The sequence below is a fragment of the Aurantibrevibacter litoralis genome, from assembly GCF_034651555.1.
Classification (GTDB): domain Bacteria; phylum Bacteroidota; class Bacteroidia; order Flavobacteriales; family Flavobacteriaceae; genus Aurantibrevibacter; species Aurantibrevibacter litoralis.
This window is the reverse complement of the sequence record NZ_JAYEEQ010000002.1, coordinates 173,152-198,154: the sequence shown is the minus strand read 5'-3', so window position 1 is coordinate 198,154 and position 25,003 is coordinate 173,152. Positions and strand designations below refer to the sequence as shown.

General features: G+C 39.8%; 22 protein-coding genes. 13 read left to right on the top strand and 9 right to left on the bottom strand.

Annotated features, from left to right (window positions below):
* Positions 1-83: 83 nt before the first annotated feature.
* The 3 genes from meaB to msrA all read right to left on the bottom strand — a co-directional run bounded on the left by meaB (position 84) and on the right by msrA (position 2,915).
* Positions 84-1,121, bottom strand: a complete 1,038-nt coding sequence (gene meaB, locus U1E44_RS02920) for a methylmalonyl Co-A mutase-associated GTPase MeaB (RefSeq protein ID WP_322929540.1) — start codon at positions 1,119-1,121, stop codon at positions 84-86.
* Between the two features lie 2 nt (positions 1,122-1,123).
* Entirely contained in the window at positions 1,124-1,678 is a 555-nt protein-coding gene (locus tag U1E44_RS02915) for a DUF2911 domain-containing protein (protein ID WP_322929538.1), read from the bottom strand.
* A 547-nt stretch (positions 1,679-2,225) separates the two neighbouring features.
* Positions 2,226-2,915: a peptide-methionine (S)-S-oxide reductase MsrA gene (gene msrA, locus U1E44_RS02910; protein WP_322929536.1), complete on the bottom strand. Its 690-nt coding sequence runs from the start codon at positions 2,913-2,915 to the stop codon at positions 2,226-2,228.
* Positions 2,916-3,075: 160 nt separating this feature from the next.
* Between msrA and U1E44_RS02905 the strand changes: the two genes are divergently transcribed.
* The 3 genes from U1E44_RS02905 (at position 3,076) to U1E44_RS02895 (ending at position 6,286) form a co-directional block, all read left to right on the top strand.
* On the top strand, positions 3,076-5,172 hold the full coding sequence (locus U1E44_RS02905; protein WP_322929534.1) for a M28 family metallopeptidase: 2,097 nt from the start codon (positions 3,076-3,078) through the stop codon (positions 5,170-5,172).
* A 13-nt stretch (positions 5,173-5,185) separates the two neighbouring features.
* The gene (locus U1E44_RS02900; protein ID WP_322929533.1) at positions 5,186-5,866 is read left to right on the top strand and encodes a peptidoglycan DD-metalloendopeptidase family protein; all 681 of its coding nucleotides are present in this window, start codon (positions 5,186-5,188) and stop codon (positions 5,864-5,866) included.
* A gap of 186 nt (positions 5,867-6,052) precedes the next feature.
* Positions 6,053-6,286: a hypothetical protein gene (locus tag U1E44_RS02895; protein ID WP_322929531.1), complete on the top strand. Its 234-nt coding sequence runs from the start codon at positions 6,053-6,055 to the stop codon at positions 6,284-6,286.
* A 358-nt stretch (positions 6,287-6,644) separates the two neighbouring features.
* Here U1E44_RS02895 and U1E44_RS02890 read toward each other — a convergent pair whose 3' ends face one another.
* From U1E44_RS02890 to U1E44_RS02865, 6 genes are all read right to left on the bottom strand, one after another.
* Positions 6,645-7,250 (bottom strand): MarR family winged helix-turn-helix transcriptional regulator, encoded by a 606-nt coding sequence (locus tag U1E44_RS02890; protein ID WP_322929530.1) that lies wholly within the window; start codon positions 7,248-7,250, stop codon positions 6,645-6,647.
* Positions 7,250-7,516, bottom strand: coding sequence for a DUF2024 family protein (locus U1E44_RS02885; RefSeq protein ID WP_322929528.1), 267 nt, complete (start codon positions 7,514-7,516; stop codon positions 7,250-7,252). Before U1E44_RS02885 ends, U1E44_RS02890 begins: the two co-directional genes overlap by 1 nt.
* A 303-nt stretch (positions 7,517-7,819) precedes the next feature.
* Positions 7,820-8,053, bottom strand: coding sequence for a hypothetical protein (locus U1E44_RS02880; protein WP_322929527.1), 234 nt, complete (start codon positions 8,051-8,053; stop codon positions 7,820-7,822).
* A 463-nt stretch (positions 8,054-8,516) separates the two neighbouring features.
* Entirely contained in the window at positions 8,517-9,239 is a 723-nt protein-coding gene (ric, locus tag U1E44_RS02875) for an iron-sulfur cluster repair di-iron protein (protein ID WP_322929525.1), read from the bottom strand.
* Between the two features lie 72 nt (positions 9,240-9,311).
* Entirely contained in the window at positions 9,312-9,746 is a 435-nt protein-coding gene (locus U1E44_RS02870; RefSeq protein ID WP_322929523.1) for an RrF2 family transcriptional regulator, read from the bottom strand.
* Between the two features lie 122 nt (positions 9,747-9,868).
* Positions 9,869-10,618, bottom strand: a complete 750-nt coding sequence (locus tag U1E44_RS02865) for a CDP-alcohol phosphatidyltransferase family protein (protein ID WP_322929522.1) — start codon at positions 10,616-10,618, stop codon at positions 9,869-9,871.
* A gap of 103 nt (positions 10,619-10,721) precedes the next feature.
* On the opposite strand from U1E44_RS02865, the gene U1E44_RS02860 reads away from it, so the two are divergent.
* The 10 genes from U1E44_RS02860 to U1E44_RS02815 all read left to right on the top strand — a co-directional run bounded on the left by U1E44_RS02860 (position 10,722) and on the right by U1E44_RS02815 (position 24,950).
* The gene (locus tag U1E44_RS02860; RefSeq protein ID WP_322929521.1) at positions 10,722-11,900 is read left to right on the top strand and encodes a lipoprotein N-acyltransferase Lnb domain-containing protein; all 1,179 of its coding nucleotides are present in this window, start codon (positions 10,722-10,724) and stop codon (positions 11,898-11,900) included.
* Between the two features lie 63 nt (positions 11,901-11,963).
* The gene (locus U1E44_RS02855) at positions 11,964-13,844 is read left to right on the top strand and encodes an ABC-F family ATP-binding cassette domain-containing protein (RefSeq protein ID WP_322929520.1); all 1,881 of its coding nucleotides are present in this window, start codon (positions 11,964-11,966) and stop codon (positions 13,842-13,844) included.
* Between the two features lie 18 nt (positions 13,845-13,862).
* Positions 13,863-14,369 (top strand): hypothetical protein, encoded by a 507-nt coding sequence (locus U1E44_RS02850; protein ID WP_322929519.1) that lies wholly within the window; start codon positions 13,863-13,865, stop codon positions 14,367-14,369.
* A gap of 32 nt (positions 14,370-14,401) precedes the next feature.
* A complete protein-coding gene (locus U1E44_RS02845; RefSeq protein WP_322929518.1) occupies positions 14,402-14,566 on the top strand; it encodes a hypothetical protein in 165 nt (54 codons plus the stop codon).
* Between the two features lie 18 nt (positions 14,567-14,584).
* On the top strand, positions 14,585-15,163 hold the full coding sequence (locus U1E44_RS02840) for a cob(I)yrinic acid a,c-diamide adenosyltransferase (RefSeq protein ID WP_322929517.1): 579 nt from the start codon (positions 14,585-14,587) through the stop codon (positions 15,161-15,163).
* A 129-nt stretch (positions 15,164-15,292) separates the two neighbouring features.
* Positions 15,293-15,517, top strand: coding sequence for a DUF2795 domain-containing protein (locus U1E44_RS02835; RefSeq protein WP_013551418.1), 225 nt, complete (start codon positions 15,293-15,295; stop codon positions 15,515-15,517).
* Between the two features lie 184 nt (positions 15,518-15,701).
* Positions 15,702-19,064 carry a preprotein translocase subunit SecA gene (secA, locus tag U1E44_RS02830; protein WP_322929488.1) on the top strand — a complete coding sequence of 1,121 codons (3,363 nt, stop codon included), beginning with the start codon at positions 15,702-15,704 and terminating at the stop codon, positions 19,062-19,064.
* A 39-nt stretch (positions 19,065-19,103) separates the two neighbouring features.
* Positions 19,104-20,573, top strand: coding sequence for a Gfo/Idh/MocA family protein (locus tag U1E44_RS02825; protein WP_322929487.1), 1,470 nt, complete (start codon positions 19,104-19,106; stop codon positions 20,571-20,573).
* A gap of 265 nt (positions 20,574-20,838) precedes the next feature.
* Positions 20,839-22,053, top strand: coding sequence for a sensor histidine kinase (locus U1E44_RS02820; protein WP_322929486.1), 1,215 nt, complete (start codon positions 20,839-20,841; stop codon positions 22,051-22,053).
* A 377-nt stretch (positions 22,054-22,430) separates the two neighbouring features.
* Positions 22,431-24,950, top strand: a complete 2,520-nt coding sequence (locus U1E44_RS02815; RefSeq protein WP_322929485.1) for a M14 family metallopeptidase — start codon at positions 22,431-22,433, stop codon at positions 24,948-24,950.
* Positions 24,951-25,003: the final 53 nt, after the last annotated feature.

Genomic DNA, 25,003 nt, shown 5'->3' with positions numbered 1-25,003 from the left:
ACTTTGTTGCATTGAGGGCTTTTTCAAGGCAAAGATAACGAACTTTATCTAGGTTTTTGTTCTTTCTACAGCCTTGGCTATATTCATTTTGATGCCAAATCTAAAAGCTTTTTTGCGGCTGCAAAAGGAGAAATTTCATTATTCATTACCGCATTCACCACGGTGTCTAAATGAGTTTGTACATGCGTGTTCTGGTAAAATTTATTTTTAATTTCAGTATCTATGGTTTGCAATAGCCAAAATTTGTTTTGCGATTTTCTTTGTATTTCAAAATGGCCGTTGGTTTTGGTCAGCGTCTCAAAATTTTTGATCATATCCCAAATTGCGGCTATTCCTTCATTTTCTTGAGCTGAGCACAATACAACCTTAGGCACCCAACCATTTTCTTTAGGCGGGAATAAATGCAGGGCTCTGCTAAACGCTCGTTGAGCTATTGTCGCCATTTTTTTAGCCTCCCCATCGGCCTTGTTAATGGCGATCGCGTCGGCCATTTCCATCATACCGCGTTTTATTCCTTGCAGTTCATCGCCGGCACCGGGCAACTGTAATACCAAAAAGAAATCGACCATACTATTCGCTGCAATTTCATTCTGACCTACGCCTACAGTTTCAATTAAAATTATATCATAGCCGGCAGCTTCGCAAAGCATAATCGTTTCCCTCGTTTTTCGAGCCACTCCACCCAAGGTGTCGCCGGAAGGCGAAGGTCTTACAAACACATTGGGATGCTTTACCAATTCTTGCATTCTGGTTTTATCGCCCAAAATACTTCCTTTAGAAATACTACTACTTGGATCTATGGCTAGTACAGCTACTTTTTTACCTAATGTCAACAAGTGTTTTCCAAAAGATTCTATAAAGGTGCTTTTACCCACACCCGGCGGCCCCGTAATGCCAATACGAATGGAATCTTTTTTTTGAGACAGACAACGTTCAATAATTTTTTCTGCCTTTGGGATGTCCACCTTTCTGGTGCTTTCCAATACGGTAATGGCTTTTGATAGAGCCGTTTCATTACCGTTTAGCAGCTCTTTAAGAAGCATGGACACCGCAGGGGAATGCTTTCTTAGCGATTTTATTTTGGTAATTCGGTCCGGATTAATATTTTTTTTGATTGCCAAACTTATGGATTAATAGGAACGCTTATTTTAATGGTATCCCACGCAAAGATGAGGTAGAGTTGACCCTCATTTTCAAAGGCAATGGTGAAATTTTCAACAGAAGGATCTAATTTTTCGGTGGGTACTGCTACGGTTAAGGCATCATATTTTTCATTCCGGCTCGATTTTCCGGTATTCATGGCAACACCCCAATCGGGGACTTCTTTATTTAAAATAAATTGCCATTGACTTTCACCCGGAATAGTCCATACAGAATAGGTGCCTGCTGCGAGCTTTTCACCTTGAATGTTTAGATCTGTTTTTGTATTAAACACCGTGGGCTCATTGGCTCCCGTTCGCCAAACCTCGTTGTAGGGCACTAACTCCCCAAAAATAATCCGCCCTTTTTTAAATGGGCTACTGTAATTTACGACAATTTCTAAACCATTTTTAGTATACGATGCGGTTCTTTGAGGACTGTGTTTTTTTGTCTGTTCTCGCATAATGGGCAACGCCACAAAGTAAAACAGTAGTGCTATTATGCTTGCAATTATAATGATCCATTTAACAATTTTCATTTTAACTAATTTAGGAATAGGGAAAACTAAATTAGTGAATCCATTTTAATATTACTGGGATTGCCCAAGGTTTATCTTGGAATATTTTAGTTGCAAGTGCCTCTTGTTTTTAAAGCTGTATTCAATCTAAAGATTCCGCGACCCTTGGGTCGAGGTTTCATATTTACCTCTCCTTTGGAGAGGTCGGAACTGCCTTTTTGCAGTTCCGGGTGAGGTAAAATACAAAATTTCGGTTTTTGGTCCAAAGGCCAAAATGAAACTGGCGAAATACCCCTATGGCTTGCTTCGGGGGTAGTCAGTTTCAAGAAATTTTTTATTGCTCGATTTCAAAAAATGTCGGTATTTATTTCGCGCACAAAGGGCAAATTTGCGCAAGTGACTCAAGAGAATTTAGGAACAAGCAGGAGTATGGGTATGCTTATATAATTCCAAATATTGTTTCAGAACTAAACTTCGTTTGTTTGCCTTCGTGAGTCCAATTCAATAACCTAGTGTTTATAGGCTCCTAAGTCTTTACCTGTCTATTCGCAAAATTAGCTACATTTTTTCAATGCACATCCTCTTTTAAATATCCTGAAAAATTGGCTTTAAATCGGTTAAAGCGCGGTACCGATATATTTTGAATGTAAGAGTGGTTCGGATTGTTTTTTTCAAAATCTTGATGGTAGTCTTCTGCCGGATAAAAGATTTCGAATGCCGTAACCTCTGTAACAATAGGTTTAGGATATACATTTTGATCCTCCAAAGCTTTTAGATAGGTATTAATAATTTGTTTTTCTTGCGCATTTTTATAAAATGCGATAGAGCGGTACTGCGTGCCGCGATCCGGGCCTTGGCGATTAAGACTGGTAGGGTCATGCGAACCAAAAAATACTTGAACCAATGTAAGAAAGGAGACTTCCTTGGGGTCGTAATACACCGCTACGGCTTCCGCATGGCTTGTTTTGCCATAAGCCACATCCTCGTAGGTTGGGTTTTTTTCCTTGCCTCCGGAATAGCCCGAAATTACTTCTTTTACGCCTTTTACACTTTCAAAAATAGCTTCAACACACCAAAAACAGCCACTGGCAAAGTATGCAGTTTCAAAATTACTTAAATCTTGCGGCACCAGGGTTACGGTTGCTTCACTTGCATTTTCTGCCATACCGGTATGTTCTAGCTGTTCTTTGTGGGTGGGCTTACAACTATGGCCAATCAATACTGCGATGGACAGTGCCATCAACCATATAATTTTCATTTTTCAGATTTTTTAGCAATTATTTTAATCAATATACAAATTCTTGGTGAAGTGCGTTGAAAAAAGTTTTACACTAAGTTTGGATATGGTATATTTGAGCAAGGTTGAACTATTTGTATGGTTCACTTTTCTACCGTAACGAACATTAAAAGCATCTTTCATGAAAAAAGTAGTTCTAAGCATTGCGTTGGCAAGCACCTTATTTACCTATGCACAACAATTGGATGGATTTTCTTCGGCTTCTTATGACAAAGAGAAAGTACTAGAAACCCTTTTTATGGAAACTGTTTATCCGAATGCATTTAAAAATCATTTAATAAAGCTTACCGAAAAACCGCATGTCGCCGGGAGTAAGGCTAATGAAGCGGTTCGCGATTATATGGCGCACACAATGGCACGTGCCGGATGGGAGGTTGAATTATATCCTTATGACGTTTATATGTCTAAAGAACCGGGTACTTCGGCTATTGAAATAGTATCGCCCATTTCGAAGACCTTAAACCAGCAGGAAGCTGTATTAGAAGAAGATCCGTTTTCTTCCGATCCCACACTTTGGAAAGGATGGAATGCGTATTCGGGAAGTGGCGATGTTACGGCCCAAGTCGTTTATGCCAATTACGGTCGAAAGGAAGATTTTGAAAAGTTAAAAAAGTTAGGCATACGAGTAGCGGGTAATATTGTTATTGCCCGTTATGGTGGAAATTTCAGAGGGCATAAGGCCAAATTTGCGGAGGAATATGGAGCGGTCGGACTTATTATTTACACCGATCCAAAAGACAGCGGTTATGCCAAAGGGTTGGTGTATCCGGAAGGTGCTTATTTTAGCGAAACTACCATTCAACGGGGCTCTGTATTAACAGAAGATTTTACGGGCGATCCACTTACGCCTTTTGAACCGGCCTTGCCCTTAGACGGAAAAGTGAACATAAAACGCTTAGATCCTAAGGATACAAAAATGCATACCATTCCCGTGACCCCAATTTCCTATGGCGCTGCTCAAGAAATTTTCGCACAAATGAAGGGTGCGGCGGTACCTTCGGATTGGCAAGGCGGCTTGCCTTTTACGTATCGATTGGATGGTGGTAATGCCTTGAAAGTTAGGCTGATGGTAGATCAGAAGCGCGATTTTGTGCGGGTAAACAATGTGGTAGGTACTCTAAAAGGAAGCGATTTTCCGGATGAGTGGATCATCCTGGGCTGTCATTACGATGCTTGGGGCTTTGGCGCTACAGATCCAAATAGTGGTACAGCAATGTTGCTGAGTTTAAGCGAAACCTTGGGTAAACTGGCTAAGGACGGTCATAAACCAAAACGATCCATCCTTATTGCGCATTGGGATGCCGAAGAGCACGGTGTTATTGGTTCTGCTGAATGGGTAGAGCAAATGCGCGACGAGCTCAACGCCAAAGCGGTGGCATATTTAAATTTTGATGGGGGTGTTGCCGGTACCACCTTTGGTGCTGCATCCTCTCCCACACTTAAAAATCTTATTATGGAAGCGGCCAAAGAAGTGCCCTATCCGAACTCGGAAAAATCGGTTTTTGAGGTCTGGAAAGGAGAAGAACACAAAGAGCCTAAAATTGGAAATTTGGGTGGCGGATCGGATCATATCGCATTTTACATGCATGTAGGGGTGCCCTCGCTAAATGCAGGAACAAGCGGCCCTTCTTTATACCATTCCAATTATGATAGCTTTGCGTATTACGAGCGCTTTGTAGATCCAAGTTTTACTTTTGGCCCGGCTGTAGCGCAGCTGGTAGGCATCATGACCTTGAGGCTGGCAAATGCAGACATTATTCCCTATGATGTGCCTCGCTATGCTACCGACCTAAAACTGCATTTTGAAAATGTCGAAAAAAAGGTACAGGCCTACGATGCCAACTTTGGCGGGTTTTCCGCATCCAAACAGGCTATTACCCAGCTAACGGAGCAGGCAAAGCAGCTGCAAGATGCACTGGAAGCATCCTTACAAAATAAATTATCTAAGAAACGACTTAAGGAAATTAATGCACGGCTTTTAGCTTTAGAAAAAAGTTTTATAGACGAGAAAGGGATGTATTTTGGAAAATGGTATCGGTCATTATATGCAGCTTCAGATCCGTTTAGTGGATATGCTTCATGGATGTTACCCGGATTGGAATATGAAATTGCCTTGTCTGCATCAGATCGCCTAAAAGAATGGGATACACGCTATGCCAATGCCATTTTAGATTTAGGTCGAAAGATAGATGAGTTAAAAGAGTTGCTTCAAAAATAAATAGCCCTTTTTTATGACAACGTTAGCGGCGCTATTAGAAGGTGTTTCTATGAAGTTTATCCCAATTTTAGATGCCCGTATTCCCCGTAATGCGTATACGCCTATTGATCTTTCTGCTCAGAATACGGAGTTAAAGACGTTGGATATTACTAAGGTCGAAAATTGCCAAACGTACATTGATTCGGTTTTAGCTGCAAAATCGGCTCAAGTGGCCTATGGTGGCTATTTGGAACAACGAAACCTATACCTAAACAACCCTAATTTTAATTCGGAAAACGAGGCGCTCCGAAATGTTCATTTAGGGGTCGATTTTTGGGCAAAGGCGGGTACGGAAGTTTTAATGCCCTTAAATGGTGTACTGCACAGTTTTTGCAATAACAGTGCTAAAGGCGATTATGGACCCACGCTTATCTTGCAGCATGAGTTGGCAGGTGTGCGCTTTTATTCCTTGTTTGGACATTTGTCCTTGGCTAGTTTAGAAGGTCTTTATGAGGGTAAATCATTCCAAGCCGGGGAAGTTCTTGGTACATTGGGCACGCCGGATAGTAATGGGAATTATGCACCGCATCTTCACTTTCAACTAATCCTTAATTTGGGTAGTTACTTTGATAATTATCCGGGGGTTTGCACTACAAAGGATAAAGAATATTACAGCATAAACTGTCCGAATCCTCTTTTGCTACTGCACTTATAGTTCTTTTTGTTCGACGAAAAGCCGCTTCTACCGATATACGGATATGGTACAGATTTTCTTTGATCGATTATTTTTTACACTTTAACCGACTTAATTCGTATCACCGAAAAATAGGGTGTTTTGAACGATTTATGAGCAGCGCCATAGGCTATGGGCCGTTAAATTTACAGAAGAAAACCCCAAGCCATGAACGCATTTCTTACCTTAATTTTTATCTTTTTTATCGGAAGTGTTGCCCAAGCCCAAGACGACAAAAAAGAAATTAAAGTTGCTACCCAAACAAAGGGAATTGTAATCAACCTTGATGAGGCGGTTTTAAAGAACGATAACGGCATGGCTCGCTTGTATAAATTTAAAAATGCGTTGGTAAAAAAGGAATTGTCTTTTACGACTAAAAATAACAGGGCTAAATTGGCATAAGAGCATTGCGATTATCGCTATCAATCTTTAAAGAACGGTGTTCAGTTTCAAAGAAGTTCAATCTAAAGATTCCCCGACCCTTGGGTCGGGGTTTCCTATTTATCGCTCCTTTGGAGCGATCGGAACTGTCTTTTTGCAGTTCCGGGTGAGGTGAAATACAAAATTTTGGTTTTTGGCCCAAAGGCCAAAATGAAACTAGCGAAATACCCCTATGACTTGCCTCGGGGATAGTCAGTTTCAAGAAATTTTTTATTGTTCGAAGAGTAGGCCAATTCCAGTACGGTTATAAGGGAAAATTAAAGAAAGGAGTGGCGAGAATAGGGTTCTCAATCTCCGGTAAAACGAGCATAGGTTTCTTTTAAAACGTATCGCTTTTTTCAAATTCCGGGCAGTCTAGTCGTATATCTTTCACTTCCAGTTTTTTATCAAGCAAAGAGCAAAAATGAGCTTCATGTCGCAGTCTATGGTGTTGGCACGCCAGACAAGTGCGCTGCACACTTATGATCTGCTGCGCATTCAGTTGCGTAATAAGGCTACAAATTGTTTCCCAAAGGATCATTTTTTCATGAGCGGCCACTTTCGCTATAAGCTGTGTTATGGGGTCTACGTAATTTTCTGATACGGCTACGATATGGCTACCTGCTGTTGTTAATTGCATAGTATAACTACGACTGTCTTCCGGATCCGGAAATTTTGAAAGAAGCTTTTTTTGTTCCAGTATTTTAATAGCATCGCTAATGGTAGGTTTAGTCACATGAAACTCTTGTGCCATATAACTCACTGTGGCCTTTGTAGTAGAATGATGCTGTAAAAAAATGAGCAGTTGAATCTGAATGGGACTTAGTTGGTACGTTTTGGCTTTTTCCCATAATTGGCTACGGAAAACCTGCGACAAACGCTCCAGGCCGGCCACAATTTTGTAGTCTAGTTCTTTGTTTTGTTCTTTTAAATTAAATATTGACACTACGGATTACAATTTTGCATTTCAAGGATATAATACCCCCGTTTTTCAATAGCCTCCAAAACAGCATCGGAAGCTGTTTCAATATGACAAAAACGGCACTCATGGGCAGTGAGTGGTCTATTTTCTATGTTTTTGGTGCGTAAATATTGGACTCCAAAAGTATAAATTATTTCTTCGTTTTTGAGGTGCTCCGGAACAATAATATCAAAATGCATTAGAGTGCCATCTGCTTTGGTTACATACGTATCCCAAATTGCTACTTTCATGGTTATAGGGTATTTGTGGTTGTATTGAAGTAAAATAAGGATAAAAAACACTTATAGCAACCCGTTGTGCATTTTGATTATTTAGTGCTTATGTAATACTAATATCTTCATTGTATAGCTCGATCCCGAAGGAAGTAATGAAGATTTCTTTGATGTACCCTTTAGGGTAGGGCAAAAATGGAAGAAATCAAGTCAAAATGAATAACGGTTTTATATCAATAAAAGCGGCATATAAGTGTTTTTTAATCTACATAATTCCTTAAAAGCGGTGCTTTTAGGGCCATCTGTTGCACATTTTATTGTTTAGCCCTTTACGTCGGCCATGGATGCGCCATAATTAATGTGCAGCACATTGCCATTTGGTGTTACCAATGCCGGAACAGATTTAACACCGGCCTTTTCAGCTTCAGCAATCCGGGCGCGGTCTTCGCCTATGTGTACTACCTCTACATTGGCGGGGTTCACTAAATTTAGGAGATCGTGCTCAGCACTAACACAAACAGGACAACCTGCATGGTAAAAAATAGACTTGCTCATTTTACTTTTGTTTTGATTTGTTAAGGCATTATTGCCACTACAAATATAGTAAGGAATCCTAACTAAAAAAATATATTAACAAAATTTTAAAATAAAGGGGCAGCGTTACATGCAATACATGTGTTCTAAACCGGTTTCCATGGGGTTTCCTAGCTCGTGAAATTAAAATTTTGAATCTAAAGATTCCCCGACCCTTGGGTGGGGGTTTCCTATTTACCTCTCCTTTGGAGAGGTCGGAACTGCCTTTTTGCAGTTCCGGGTGAGGTAAAATACAAAATTTCGGATTTTGGCCCAAAGGCCAAAATGAAACTGGCGAAATACCCCTATGGCTCGCCTCGGGGATAGTCAGTTTCAAGAAATTTTTTATTAGAAGCGATACGCAAAGCCCACGGTTTTAATCGTGGGCTTTTAATGCTACCAAGTTGTTTTGTTAAAAGACTATTGCGTTTTGCAGAAAAGGGATTTAGTTAAGTTCTTTTTCCAGTTGAATTGCTTTTGGAAATAGAATATTATTTTCCAAATGAATATGCAGGTGCAAATCTTGTTCAAATTCATTGAGCAACGCATAAGTTACCTTATAGGTGCTGCACGCATCTTGTGGTGGCGTATAATTATGGGTTAATTCTGCAATTTTTCTAAACCGATCTCCCTCGGTGCTGTGCTCGTGCATCATGGCTTGTATAGGGTTTTGTACACTTCCAAAATGGGGTGCAGCGGTTTTGGTACCTTCTTTCTTCGCTTTCGCCATTTTTCTAACATAAGGGAATAAGATCAGCTCTTCTTTTTTCATGTGCATGGCAAGCTCTCCTGCGGTAGCATCAAAATGTGCCTTAATTTCAAGTAATTCAGGATGCCGAGCCCCATGTACGTTACAGACTTTGTTTAAATAAGGTAAGATTTCCGCAGTTTTTTCTACTACGTAACTGTGGTGTTTTTTTTCTATATAATCCGCCAAAAGATCTAAAGGCCATGACTGGTAATCGATGCCATTATCTTCTTTTTTTTGAAGCGCAATGTCCAAATCTTGCAGCACGGTGGTTAAGGCAATGTTTTCTTTGGCACAAGCCTCGTTTATAGTGCGGTTGCCGTTACAGCAAAAATCGATGCCATACTTTTTGAATACAGAGGCTGCTTTGTAATTTTGAGCAACGAGTTCTCCGATGATTTGATGTTTTTGAATATTCATGGTGTACAATTTAAAGGTTTATATAATATATAAGTAATAGATATTTTTATCCACTAATAATGTAAATTTTTTCTAACGTTTTAAGAAGGTTAATCCTTCGTCGAGTTCCATGGCTAAAGACTGTATGGAGGTCGATTCTAACATGGTTTTTAGGTCTTCGCGTATCGCAGCAAATTGCTTGTGCATGGGGCAGGGCAGTACGGCATTACACGCCCTTAAACCTAAACCACATCCTTTGTAAATTCGATCACCGTCTAAGACCAATACAATGGCGCTTAGTTGCGTAGTTCGCAATTGTGAAGCATCCATCATAAATCCTCCGGTAGGCCCTTTTTCCGAATTAATGATTTGGGATCGGGTTAATTGTTGCAATATTTTGGACGTATAGGCTTCCGGCGAATCTATCGCTTTGGCAACTTCTTTTAGCCCCACTTTAGCATCAGCCAGCGACTGTTGTGCAATATAGATACTAGCTCGTATGCCGTATTCGCATGCTTTAGAAAACATAGCCATTCCATTATTTGAGGCAAAGGTACACTATATTTTTAAATAACGGATAAAAATGTCCGTTATTATTTTTGACTATAAATTGACTTTTATGATAAAGCGGTTACCGTAGCTTTGGTTCGTTATGTTTTTTCTTTTTTACTACCATTTACTACAGAACTCAACACATAAAAGGCAATAATGGCTGGCACAGCCAAGAACTTTAGGGTAAGTAGTAACACGAAACTTACAATTAAAAAGGTGTAGCGGAGTGTATTGTCCTTAAAACTCCAATTTTTAAATTTCAAGGCAAAAAGGGCAATCCTGGCATTCAGTAAAAAGGCACTTAAAAAAGTAAGTCCAACCAAAAACCAAGGGTTTAGGATAATACGATTAAGCGCATCGTTGTTTTGGTAGTAAAGAATCAATGGCAATGAGAGCACAAGCAGCGCATTTGCCGGAGTGGGTAGGCCTACAAAAGAGCTTGCCTGATTTTCATCAATATTAAATTTGGCCAACCGATAGGCAGAAGCCAGTGTAATAATAAAACCCAAAAAAGGTAAAAATAGGATAGGAGTTTCACCGGAATATCCGGTGGGTAAAGCATGTCCGGAGTTCCAGCCCCCATAGGCAGACATTCCCAGTAATTGATACATCACAATCCCCGGAACTAGTCCGCTGGTAATCATATCTGCCAAGGAATCCAGCTGTAAACCCAAATCGCTTTGCACCCGAAGCAGCCGAGCCGCAAGCCCGTCGAAAAAATCGAAAAATATACCTAAAAAAACGAACAAGGCTGCTATCTCCATACGGTTCATTACCGCAAAGACGACCGCTATACAGCCACAAAAAACGTTGAGTAGGGTAAGGAAGTTGGGGATGTGTTTTTTCACTTGAGTTGGTTTTAGGTAAAAATAACACATTTTTTCAGGATTCACTTTGGTACCATAAATTATTCGGATATTTGCAGTTAAATGCATTGGTACTGTACCGCACATGACACTTAAAAAGCGATTGTTACTTTGTTTTATAGGATGCTGGGCTTTGGGCTATAGTCAACAAGTAACCTTATCGCCGGCGGCAAAAATAAGTCTCATTACCTGTGGTTCAGGAGAAGAATTGTATGCAACCTTTGGCCACAGTGCGTTCCGAGTTTTTGATCCTATTTTGGAGATCGATGTGGTATATAATTATGGGACTTTTGATTTTAATACACCCCATTTTTATCTCAAATTTACACAAGGAAAATTATTGTACTCCTTAAGCAGACAACCGTTTGCGCATTTTATATATGAATATGAAGTAGAAAACCGATGGGTAAAAGAACAACTGTTGCAATTGGATGCCTCCCAAACCGCCCATTTTTTTACGTTTTTAGAAACCAATTATCGTCCTGAAAACAGGGATTATAAGTACGATTTCCTTTTTGATAACTGCGCCACCAAAATGGGAGAGGTGTTAGTGCGCACATTTGGCGATGCATTGCGCTATGACTATACGCATTTAAAAGAGCAATATACGTTTAGAGAACTCATTCATCAAAACTTAAAAACCAATTCGTGGTCGGCCTTTGGTATTGATTTGGCCTTAGGATCGGTAATCGATAGAACAGCCACGCCCCAAGAGCATCTCTTTTTGCCTAATTATGTGATGCGACAGATGCAGCATGCTACTTTAGGAGCTAAACCTTTAGTGCTCCAAGAACGAACCATCTTAGAAGAAAAGGGACAAGAAACCCGGCCGAGTTTTTGGTTATCGCCTTTATTTTGGCTTTCACTACTTTTAGGGCTTGTACTTGGAATAACGTACCGCGATTACAGAAAAAACACCCAAAGTAGATGGTTAGATTTTATACTTTTTTTTACAACCGGCCTAGCGGGTTTTGTCATTCTTTTTCTGTGGTTTCTTTCGGAACATACCACTACAGTTTCTAATTTTAATGTCTTATGGGCGTTTCCTTTAAATATAATCGTTGCTTTTTTTCTGTTTTCTAAGCGAGCTAAAGGGAGCGTGCTTGGCCTTTATATGATGGTGCTCTGTGGGCTCTTACTTCTTGCCTTGTTGCTTTGGGTTTTAAAAATCCAAGTATTTTCGCCATTATTACTGCTGTTGTTGACGGCGTTGGGTTTAAGATACGTATTTTTGCACTTTCATTTCAAAAAAGCAGGACATTAAGGAGTTTCGCCGGTAAAAGTATGCATGCTTTTTCTTGATTTCAGTTAAATTTTAATACATAAAATGAACCTTATTACGGTAGAAAATATATCAAAATCTTTTGGGGAACTTGTACTTTTTAAAGACCTCTCTTTTGGTATCAATAAAGATCAAAAAATTGCCTTAATCGCAAAAAATGGTACCGGAAAAACGGCTATCCTCAATATTATTTCGGGCAACCAATCTCCGGACTCCGGAAGGGTAAATTACCGCAAGGAAATTCGTATATCGTATTTAGAGCAAGAGCCCGATTTAGACCCCAATCACACCATAGAGGAGACTATTTTGGCATCGGATAGCGATGTGTTGCGTATTATAGCCAATTATGAAAAGGCATTACAGCATCCCGAGAACGAGGACGCCTATCAAAAAGCATTCGATGAAATGGATCATTTTGGGGCATGGGATTTTGAAAATCAATACAAGCAAATTCTTTTCAAATTAAAATTAGAAGATTTACAGCTAAAAGTAGGTAGTTTATCCGGAGGACAGAAAAAGCGGCTCGCCTTAGCCAACGCCCTAATTAACCGACCCGATGTGTTGATTATGGATGAGCCTACCAACCACCTAGATTTGGAAATGATAGAATGGTTAGAGCAGTATTTCGCCAAGGAAAACGTAACCCTGTTTATGGTAACTCACGATCGCTACTTTTTAGAGCGGGTGTGCAATGAGATTATAGAATTGGATAATGGTCAACTTTATTCGTATAAAGGGAATTATTCTTATTATTTGGAAAAGAAAGAGGCTCGACTAGAACAGGAGGCTGTAGAGCAGCACAAATCCAAACAACTTTTTAAAAAGGAGCTCGATTGGATGCGAAGACAGCCCAAAGCCCGAACTACCAAATCCAAATCTAGAATAGATGATTTTCAGGCTATAAAAGAAAAGGCTTCCCAACGCAGAAAGGATCACAAAGTACAACTGGAAATTAATATGGAACGCATGGGGAGCAAGGTGTTGGAGCTTCACAAAGTTTCCAAATCGTACCCTAATAAACCCATTTTAAATGCGTTTGAATACATTTTTTTGCAAGGAGAACGCATAGGCATTATCGGAAAAAACGGTACCGGAAAATCGACTTTTTTGAATGTGTTAACCGGAACGGATGTCCCAGATACCGGGAAAGTAGTAGTGGGCGAAACCATTAAATTTGGGTATTACACTCAGGCCGGTATTACTATAAAACCCGGGCAGAAGGTGATTGAAGTCATTCGGGAATTCGGAGATTATATCCCCTTAAAAAAGGGCGGTCAAATTTCTGCCCAACAATTGTTGGAACGTTTTCTTTTTGATCGGAAAAAGCAGTACGATTATGTAGAAAAGCTTAGTGGTGGCGAACGCAAACGCTTATACCTCTGTACGGTTCTCATTCAAAATCCTAATTTTTTAATATTGGATGAGCCTACCAATGATTTGGATATTGTGACGCTAAATGTATTGGAAGATTTTCTGTTAGATTTTCCGGGTTGCCTTTTGGTAGTGTCTCATGATCGATACTTTATGGACAAAATTGTAGATCATCTTTTTGTGTTTAGGGGCGATGCCGTTATTGAAGATTTCCCGGGCAATTACTCCGATTTTAGAGCCTATGAAGATAGTGCCGAGCAAGAAAATAAGGTGGTAAAAGCAGAAAACGCACAAAGCCAACTTTCCAAAAATGTATGGAAGACCCAAGATAATTCCAAAAAACTGAGCTATGCTGAACAAAAAGAATACCAGCAATTGGAAAAGGAAATACAGCGTTTAGAGCAACAGAAAACCGAAATGCAACAGAGTTTTGCCGATGCGTCGTTAACAGGAGAGGCATTGGTGCAGCGGTCTATAGCTCTAAAAAACGTGATAGATTCGCTCGAGGTGAAAACAGATCGTTGGTTAGAACTTTCGATGCTCATGGAGGGCTAATAAAACGGCGAAGGATCAATGCATTTTTTTTTTAAGTATCTTATATTTTTATGGAATTCTAGCAATCAGCACGGGGTTCATTCCCCTTTTGTATATGCCTTTGTAACCCAATGTCTTTACAAAAAGATGGATGCCACCAAATCTACCAAATCCATAGCTGTTTTGCGTAAATGCAAGTCCTATTTTCGGACCGAAGCTATAAAAATATACACCGAAAATGAGCTCATAAAAAAGAAGTTGGCAAAGGAATTGGATTGGAATACATCGCTACAACCGCCTTATGATTTAATTTATATAGACGCATCCGCATTGCATCATAGTAAAGCTATTATACTGAGAAATGAAGAAATGCACAATAACACCCTAGTGTTGCTTAGTGATATATATCGTACAAAAGAATCGCAACACCATTGGGAAATGGCAAAGGCATTGCCCGCTATTACGGTAACGGTAGATTTGTTTTACTGCGGACTACTTTTTTTTAGAAAAGAACAGTTGAAAGAGCATTTTAAGATTAGAATATAAAACTGTAATTTTAGGAATTAAATTAGCGTACCATGGAAAACAATACCATTTATATTGTTGTCGCTGTTTTGGTAGTGATTTATTTTGGCGTGCAGGCCATGTCTAAAAAGCGTTGGAAAGAACGAAAATCAAGGGGATTTATGGACAGTCGGCAAGTGCGTGAAAGAAAAAAAGAAGAAGATAAAAAGCCGGAATAGCAAGCATCAAAAAGCAAAATGAAAATATACACAAAAACCGGAGATAGCGGATCTACTGCACTTTTTGGAGGCACCCGAGTGCGCAAGGATCATATCCGTATTGAAAGTTACGGCACCTTAGACGAGTTAAATTCGTGGTTGGGTTTGGTTCGAGATCAGCAAATTGCAATGCACTATCAAGAAATTCTAAAGCAGATTCAGGAAAAATTATTTGTACTAGGAGCTGTAATGGCTACAGATCCGGTAAAAAGTGTGCTACACAATGGCAAACAGCGATTAAACATCCAGAAAATTACGTCCGAAGACATTCTTTTGCTCGAAACCGAAATCGATGCTATGAACCAGCTGCTACCGCCAATGACCCATTTTATTTTGCCGGGCGGCCATACAACGGTTTCCTATTGCCATATAGCCCGTACAGTATGCAGGCGTGCAGAGCGCATGGCAGTACAATTGCATCAATTGGCACCTTTTGAAGCGAATGTGCTGCCGTATCTCAATCGTCTTTCCGATTATTTATTTGTGTTGGCACGAAAGCTTTCGCAGGATCTTAACGCCGACGAAATAAAATGGATTCCGGATAGAATTGATGCGTAAACTCGCAAAGCAAACCTCGGGTAAAAGGGAAAATCATACTATTGTTGATAAATAGGTTGAAATAGTTGTAAAAAAACTTGACTTTCTGCGTTTAAAAATTATTTTTGCAAAAAATTAAATTATACAAAGATGTATTGGACTTTAGAACTAGCTTCATATTTAAGTGATGCACCTTGGCCGGCTACCAAAGATGAGCTTATAGATTATGCAATCCGAACAGGAGCCCCGTTGGAAGTTGTGGAAAATTTGCAATCAATGGAAGAGGAAGGCGGTGAAATCTATGAATCTATCGAAGAAATTTGGCCTGATTATCCTACGGAAGAAGACTACCTCTGGAACGAGGACGAGTATTAATAATATTAACTGAATTACAACAAAAAAGTCTCCTTGGAGGCTTTTTTTTTACGTAATTTTGAAGCTGCAATTTTGAAACAACAGTCACTACCTCGAAGCCCTTTTTCCAAAGGCAAATAAATTAAATTTAAAGGGAGAGTTTGGTGCTACCCATCAGTTAAAAACGATCATTAAAAAAACATATATGAATTTTATTAATACGGTACTCAAGGTTTTTGTGGGAGACAAATCCGAAAAAGACGTTAAGGCCTTAAAACCACTAATAAACCAGATTTTATCTTTTGAAAAAGAACTGGAACAATTAAGTCACGATGCCCTTCGAGCCAAGACTCAAGCGTTTAGAAATACGTTAAAGGAAGCAGGACTGACAATAACTACCGAAATTGAAAAAATAGAAGAAGCGGTTAAACAGTCCATCGACATTGATAAAAATGAGGATAGTTACGCCGCAATAGACAAACTTAAGGAAGAGCATTACAAAATTTCTGAAGATACGCTCAATGCCATTTTACCGGAAGCCTTCGCTGTGATGAAGGAAACAGCCAAACGGTTTGTGCAGCATGAAAACATTGAGGTAACTGCTACGGAATTTGACCGAAAATTGTCCGCAACCAAAACCTACGTGGCACTAGAGGGAGACCAGGCTATTTGGAAAAACTCGTGGAATGCCGCCGGGAAAGAAGTTACCTGGGATATGGTGCATTACGATGTGCAGCTCATAGGGGGTATTGCGCTACACCAAGGAAAGATAGCCGAAATGCAAACCGGAGAAGGAAAAACGTTGGTGGCTACGTTGCCCATGTATCTAAATGCGCTTACGGGCAATGGAGTACACTTGGTTACTGTGAATGATTATCTGGCAAAAAGGGACAGTGCATGGATGGCGCCCTTATTCGAATTTCATGGACTTTCGGTAGATTGTATTGATAACCATATGCCTAATTCAGAAGGTCGTAGGGCGGCTTATAATGCTGATATTACCTATGGTACCAATAATGAATTTGGATTTGATTATCTGAGGGATAATATGGCACATATCCCAAAAGATTTAGTACAACGGCCACACCATTATGCTATAGTAGATGAAGTAGATTCAGTTCTGATTGATGATGCCCGTACACCCTTAATTATTTCTGGCCCCGTACCTGAAGGTGATCGTCACGAATTTAATGAACTGAAACCCAAGATTCATGATATCGTACAGCGGCAAAGGCAGTATTTAACCGGGGTGTTGGCGGAAGCAAAAAAGTATATTGCAGAAGGCAATACAAAAGAGGGTGGTTTTTTATTGTTGCGCGTACACCGAGGCTTACCTAAAAATAAAGCGTTAATTAAGTTTTTAAGTGAAGAGGGTATTAAGCAGTTACTGCAAAAGACTGAGAATTTTTACATGCAAGATAACAACCGGGAAATGCCGGTGGTAGATGAAGAACTCCTTTTTGTAATCGACGAAAAAAATAATCAAATAGAACTCACAGACAAAGGTGTTGCACATATTTCTGGAGATACCGATAAGGACTTTTTCGTAATGCCCGATATTGGTGCCGAAATCGCCAAAATAGAAAATCAAAATTTAGATATTACGGAAGAGGCAGCTCAAAAGGAGCATTTATTTAAAGATTTTGCCGTAAAAAGTGAGCGTATTCATACCATGAGTCAGTTACTAAAAGCATATACCCTTTTTGAAAAGGATGTGGAATATGTGGTCATGGAAAATAAGGTCCTGATTGTTGACGAGCAAACCGGTCGTATCATGGACGGTCGTAGGTATTCCGATGGACTGCATCAGGCTATTGAAGCTAAGGAGAATGTGAAAATAGAAGCCATGACACAGACCTTTGCGACGGTTACATTACAGAATTACTTTCGAATGTACAAAAAACTGGCCGGGATGACAGGTACTGCGGTAACCGAAGCCGGTGAATTTTGGGAAATCTATAAATTAGACGTAATGGAAATCCCAACCAACAGGCCCATTGCTAGAGACGACAGGAATGATCTAATTTACAAGACCAAACGGGAGAAATACAATGCAATCATTGAAGAAGTAACCAAACTTTCGGCTGCCGGAAGACCGGTGTTAATCGGAACTACTTCAGTTGAAATTTCCGAACTACTCTCGCGTATGCTTACCATACGAAAAGTGCCTCACAATGTGTTAAACGCAAAATTGCACAAAAAGGAAGCCGATATTGTAGCAGAAGCAGGAAAATCGGGTATTGTTACTATTGCGACCAACATGGCAGGACGCGGAACGGATATTAAGCTTTCCGATGAAGTAAAAAAAGCAGGAGGTTTAGCTATTGTGGGTACCGAACGTCACGATTCCAGACGTGTAGACAGGCAGTTAAGGGGTAGGGCCGGTAGGCAAGGAGATCCGGGAAGTTCGCAATTCTATGTGTCGCTAGAAGATAACCTAATGCGTTTGTTTGGTTCAGATAGGGTCGCTAAGATGATGGATCGCATGGGCTTGGAAGAAGGTGAAGTGATACAGCATTCCATGATGACCAAATCCATAGAACGGGCACAGAAAAAAGTGGAAGAAAACAACTTTGGGATACGCAAACGGCTGTTGGAGTATGATGATGTAATGAATTCCCAACGCGAAGTGGTGTATAAAAGAAGAAATCATGCCCTTCAGGGAGAACGCCTTAAATTGGATATTGCCAATATGGTGTACGATACCTGTGAAGTGATTGCTGAAACCAATAAAGGAGCCAACGATTACAAAAACTTTGAATTTGAATTAATTAAGTATTTTTCCATTGCGTCACCCATTTCCGAAAATGATTTTACCAAGCTTAGTGCACTTGATATCGCCGCAAAAGTGTATAAAGAGGCCTATGACTACTATCTGTCCAAAATGGAGCGCAATGCGGCAACAGCCTTTCCGGTTATAAAAAAAGTATATGAGGACAACGCCAATACGTTTGAGCGGATTGTAGTACCTTTTACAGACGGTATAAAAACGCTACAGGTGGTAACCGACTTAAAAGAGGCGTATGAGACCAACGGAAAACAATTGGTAACCGATTTTGAGAAAAATATTACGCTGGCTATTGTAGATGATGCTTGGAAAACACATCTTCGAAAAATGGACGAATTAAAGCAATCGGTACAGTTGGCCGTCCACGAACAGAAAGATCCGTTGCTCATTTATAAGTTTGAAGCTTTTGAACTTTTTAAGGCCATGATGGAAAAGGTGAATAAGGAGGTGGTTTCTTTCTTATACAAAGGCGAATTGCCTACTTCGAATCCAAATCAAATCCAAGAAGCGGCCAAATTAAGACGACCCAAGGAGCAATTGCAAACCTCAAAAGCCGAAATTCCTAACAGCGACGAAAGGGCAGCTCAAAACAGAGCGCTGGCGCAACAACAGGGCGGTAGACCTCAAGTGACAGAAACAATCGTTCGGGAAAGTGCTAAAATTGGAAGAAATGAGAGGGTTACTATAAAAAATGTCTTGTCCGGCGAGAGTAAGACCATGAAATACAAGCAAGCAGAGTTGCTTATTCAAAAGGGCGATTGGGTAATTACGGAGGAGTAAGACACACAGCGTGCATAGACTTTAAAAAGCGGTAATTCCATGAATTACCGCTTTTTATTTTTAGAATTCTATATATTTACAGGAAAGACCTATATCCTAATCCCATTACCCATGGAAAATAAAAGAAGAAAATTTTTAACTTCAGTAAGCATGTTGGCAGCAAGTGCTGCATTCCCGCTAAGTGCCTTTAGCTTTGGTAAACCGGTGAAATTAAAAGTGGCACTCGTAGGTACAGGTATTAGAGGTATTACTTTTTGGGGCCAAAGACTGGTGCAAGAATATGCCGATATTTTGGAGTTTGTAGGGTTGTGCGATGTTAATCCGGGGCGTTTGGAATACGCCAAAAGCTTTATTGGAGTGTCTTGCCCTACGTTTATCAATTTTGAGACCATGGTGGCAAGAACAAAACCCGATCTTATCATCGTTACTACCAAGGATACCAATCACCATGAGTTTATCATAAAAGGGTTACAGATGGGGCACGATGTACTCACAGAAAAGCCATTAACCACAGATGAAGTAAAGTGTCAGGCTATTTTAGATGCTGAACGAAAATCAAATAAAAATCTTATTGTAGGATTTAATTACCGTTGGAGCCCTTACGCTACCAAAATAAAGGAGCTATTAGCATCGAAATCTATTGGGAAACTTACCTCAGTAGATTTTAATTGGTATTTAAATACCTATCATGGCGCCTCGTATTTTAGAAGATGGCACGGGGAAATGCAAGAGAGCGGATCCCTTTGGGTACATAAGGCAACGCACCATTTTGATTTGTTAAATTGGTGGATTAATTCTGAGCCCAGTGAAGTTTTTGCCTATGGCGATTTGGAATTTTATGGAAAGAACGGCCCTTTTAAAGGTAAGAATTGCCGTAGCTGCGATTTTAAAACGGAGTGCGATTTTTATTTTGATATTACCAAAGACGAACGACTCATGAAATTGTACGTAGATCATGAAAAGCATGATGGATACATTCGGGACAATTGTCTGTTTAGAGACAATATTGATATCTATGATAAAATGTCTGCTCAGGTAAAATATAAAAATAAGGTGCAGCTTAATTATTCTCTAACTACCTATTCGCCTATTGAAGGATGGCGCGTTGCTTTTAATGGCACGGAGGGACGCATAGAGGCGTGGCTGGACATCCCCTATATAAAAAATGCGCAAATAGATCAAGCAGAACTACATACTCGGGAAATGGACCAATCTGAAAGTGATGCCTTTACTACAGATCCAATTATTGTTCATAAATTATGGAATGATTTTGAAACCGTAAACGTAACTACTGAAAAGGCGGGTCATGGAGGAGGCGATCAACGTTTGCAAGACCATATATTCAAAAAAACGCAAGAAAAGGATCCTTTTGGACGAGCGGCAGGTAGTCGCGACGGCGCCATGTCGTGCCTTATTGGAATTGCCGCCCGCAAAAGTATAAGTAGTGGACAGGCCGTAAAAATTGCCGATTTAACAGATTTGGTACCCAAAGCAGAAAGGGAAGGGTAATATTTAGCACCGGTTTCGTACCTTTTATTTTTAGTTAAATAGGTTATTATGAAGTTTTTATAAAATAAAAAAAGGTTACCATCGACGTTAATGCTTTTAATTGATTCAGACATTTTGTTTGGTTGCGTTAATTACCTTTACGGTCATACATTGGGCGGTGCGGGTTTCACATTTTATTTGGATTGTATATCAAAACATACTTAGTTTTACCGTAAGGACATGACTTGGAAAGAAGTAAAGTTGTGTAGAATTTAAAAACATTCGGATGTATACACCACCCAAAGATCATGAGCAGTGGCAGGACAAAGTCCGGTTGCTTCAAAAGGTCAATTATGCTACGGCTATTTTTGCGTTGCTATTTGGTCTTATGGCCATTTTTGCATTGCATATTTATGATGTTATTCCTCATGTATTTATACTCTTTGCCTTTTTAAGTATCCTTAATACTTTCCTGTTTAAATGGCATCAAAACCTTAGGCTAACGTATAATATCACATCCCTTTTAGCCATAATTGCCGCGGTCATCATTACACTCTATAGTGGCGGTATTACGAGTCCTTTTATCTTTGTGTTGGCGCTTATTGTCCTTGCAGGCTATGTAAGTACCCCAACCTTAGGCAAAGTATACCTTTATGCGTCACTTGCCATGGTTACACTAATTTATGCACAGCATTGGGTCCCCTTACAATTTACGTATAACGTGGTTCCCGAAGCTTCCGGAGAATTATTTAGTTTTCTTAGTGTATTGTTTACGATATATCTTTTAGGAGGTATTTTTGGAAAGCACGTCATGAAAATTCAACGAAAACTCTATAAATCCAAGAACGAACTGGAAGGACGTATTGTTGAAAAGGAAATGTTGCTGAAGGAAATACATCACCGTGTAAAAAATAATTTGCAAACAGTTTCCAGTCTGTTAAGTTTACAAAGTCGAAATACAGAAGATATTCATGTGAAAAATCTCTTTAAAAGTAGTCAGAATAGGGTGATTTCCATGGCTATGGTACATGAAATGCTCTACATGCGCGAAGATTTAACCGGGATTGAATACGATTCTTATGTGAAAGAATTAAGTGAATATCTCGTGCGTTCTGTAAAAGGAGTAGAGAACAACGTTACCTTACATATTGATATTAAAGATATACGTTTGGGCATAGATACAGCTATACCCTTAGGGTTGCTCATTAATGAAACGATAACCAATTCATTAAAATATGGAATAACCGGTGACAACAGTGGCGAGATACACATCGCACTTAAAAAGGGTGAAGCACAGGAGTATGTACTCAATATTGGCGACAATGGCATTGGCTGTCCGGAAGTCGTAAATTACAAAACTTCGAAATCTTTAGGACTTAAGTTGATTCATAATTTAGCGCGCCAATTAAAGGGTTCTATCACCAGAGACTTTAGTGCTAAAGGTACTAATTACATTGTGAGGTTTGAAGAAATTGGGCAACAGCTTCATTCGTTTACCTAACGAGAAACCCTGACACCTAAAATTTACATCAAATCTCCGTTAAGACACTACGGAGGATTAGATCCTCTCGGCTCTTATCGTTTTTTTTAAATCAATTTTTTTAGTGAAGTTTGGCAATTTAGAGGAATACAGGAATTGTGGCGTTTATCCTTATTTTGCGCTATTCGCATGGATAGAAGCTGGCTATTTCGTTCTTCTGAGCTAGAATCTAAAGGATTTTTGCTGATAAAGTACTCCTAAAGTACGCACTTTGTTGGGGGGTTCGTAGTGTAGTGCCTTTTTTTTTGGCAATCCCTAAATTCGTAGATGGGTTGGGTTAAAAAATGGCAAATTCATTGAGATTGTAGTATCTTAGAAGGATATTCAAAATGAGCGTTATGGTAAAGAAAATACTTTTTTTGGTGCTTCTTTCAAGTGCCTACAGCTACAGTCAAGATTATTTTTTAAAGAAATTCCACCCGTTTAAGTCAGACATACCATCCCCGGAACAATTTTTAGGATACGGCATAGGAGAACACCACACCCGTCATGATTTAATTGTGGCCTATTTAGAAAAGTTGGCAGAGCTTTCCGACAGGGCTACAATCACCTATTACGGAAAAACGCATGAAGGAAGAAAACTGCTTATCCTTACGGTTACAGCACCGGAAAATGTAACCAATTTAGAAACCATAAAACAACAACATTTAGCCTTTACCGATCCTAATAAAACGGTTACCAATTATGATGAGGTACCTGTTTTTATTAATTTAGGATATAACGTACATGGAAATGAACCTTCTAGTTCCGAGGCGGCATTACTCACGGCCTATACGTTTGTGGCCTCGACTCATCCGGAAATTTTAAACTATATAAAAGATGCCGTCCTTTTCATAGATCCTACCATAAACCCGGACGGTAGAGACCGCCACACACAGTGGGCCAATAGCTATCAGGGTAATCCCTTAGTAGCCGATCCGCAAGATGCAGAGCACAATGAAAACTGGCCAGGTGGGCGTACCAATCACTATTGGTTTGATTTGAATAGGGATTGGCTGCTGGCGGTAAATCCGGAGAGCCAAGGAAAGCTGGCATGGTATCATCAATGGTATCCCAATGTAGTAACCGATTTTCATGAAATGGGGAGTCAAAGCACCTATTTTTTTGAACCTTTGAAAACCAACGGTGCGTTAAACCCAATTATGCCAAAAGAGAATTATGAGGATTTAAATTCGATTTTTGGCGATTACTACGCCAAAGCACTAGACAGCATAGGTTCTTTTTATTTCACCAAGGAAGTCTTTGATGGCACCTATCCGGGGTATGGATCGTCTTACCCGGATATACAAGGTGGTTTAGGTATTTTGTTTGAACAAGCGAGCTCCCGAGGACATAAGCAAACCACTCCCTTTGGAGAGATTACGTTTCCCTTTACCATTCGCAACCAATACACTTCTAGCATAACTACGGTTAAGGCTGCTGTGGCCCATAAAGCGTTGCTCTATAAGTACCAGCAAAGATTTTTTAAAAGCGCCTTGAGCAATGCGGCCAAGAGTAAAACTAAGGGTTATGTTTTTAAGGATGAGTACGATAAAAATAGGGTTAGCGCATTTATTGATAAACTGTTACGTCATAAGGTGGAGGTTTATCGATCTGGAAGTGATGCTTACGTAGTTCCTACAAATCAACCCCAATATCGAATGGTACAGACGGTTTTTGAGACCTATAGTACTTATAGAGATAGTGTTTACTATGACGCCTCAGCATGGTCATTGGCCAATTTTTATAATATGAAGTACAATGCGGTTAGCAATTTAAATATAGGTGATAAAATTGTATCCACAGATAACTTGGCAATGAATGCACCTATAACGAAGTCTGATTATGCCTATATATTAGATTGGGATGATTATAATGCGCCTGCAGCATTGCATTATTTACAGGAGAAAGGGTTGGTGCTGTCTTCGGCATTTAAGCCTTTTACCGCGCAAACTACCGCTGGAGCGAAAAAATTCAATTTTGGTGCACTGATTGTTCCGGTATCCTTACAAGATGAAGATGCTACCACGGTGTTTACATGGGTACAAGAAGCACAACAAAAATTTAATGTGCCCGGCTATGCGCTATCTACAGGCTATAGTGTAGAAGGGATCGATTTAGGGAGTAGGTATGTAAAAGCTTTAAAAAAACCGAAAGCGGCTATTTTGGTAGGAGAAGGTACAAGATCGTATGAAGTGGGTGAAGTATGGCATCTTTTGGATACTCGTGTGCATATGCCGATCACTAAATTACAATTGCATCGATTTAACCGGCATGATTTAGATAAATATACGGTGTTGGTGATGGTGTCGGGCACCTATCAATTAAGCGAATCGCAACAAAAGAAGCTTAGCGATTGGGTTAAAAAAGGCAATACCTTAATTACCATTGGTACTGCATCGCAATGGGCTATCGACAAAAAAATAGTAGAAGAGAAACGTACCAAACCGGAAAAGGACTCTACCAAAACGGCAATCCGAAAACCCTATGTGGATGCGAGTGAGTATTTGGGAAAGGAACGGTTAGGGGGTGCTATTTTTAAGGTGGATTTGGATACATCGCATCCGCTGGCTTTTGGCTACCGCGATGCTTCTATTCCGGTGTACAAAAACAATTCCGTGTGGTTGGCTCCCAGCAAAAATGAGTTTGCCACGGTAGCAAAATATAGTGCAAATCCTCATATAGATGGATTTATCACCGATAAAAATCTGAATGAATTTTTAAAACCGTCCGCTTCGTTGTTGGTAAGTGCCTTGGGCAGCGGTAGGGTAGTGCTTTTTGCCGACAATCCTAATTTTAGAGGTTCTTGGTATGGCACCAATAAATTATTTTTAAACGCATTATTTTTGGGTAACCACATTGAGGTTCCCAAAGAGTAATTAGGAAGTCCTATTTGTAATAACACTGAACAATGATGCAAAAAACTATTTTG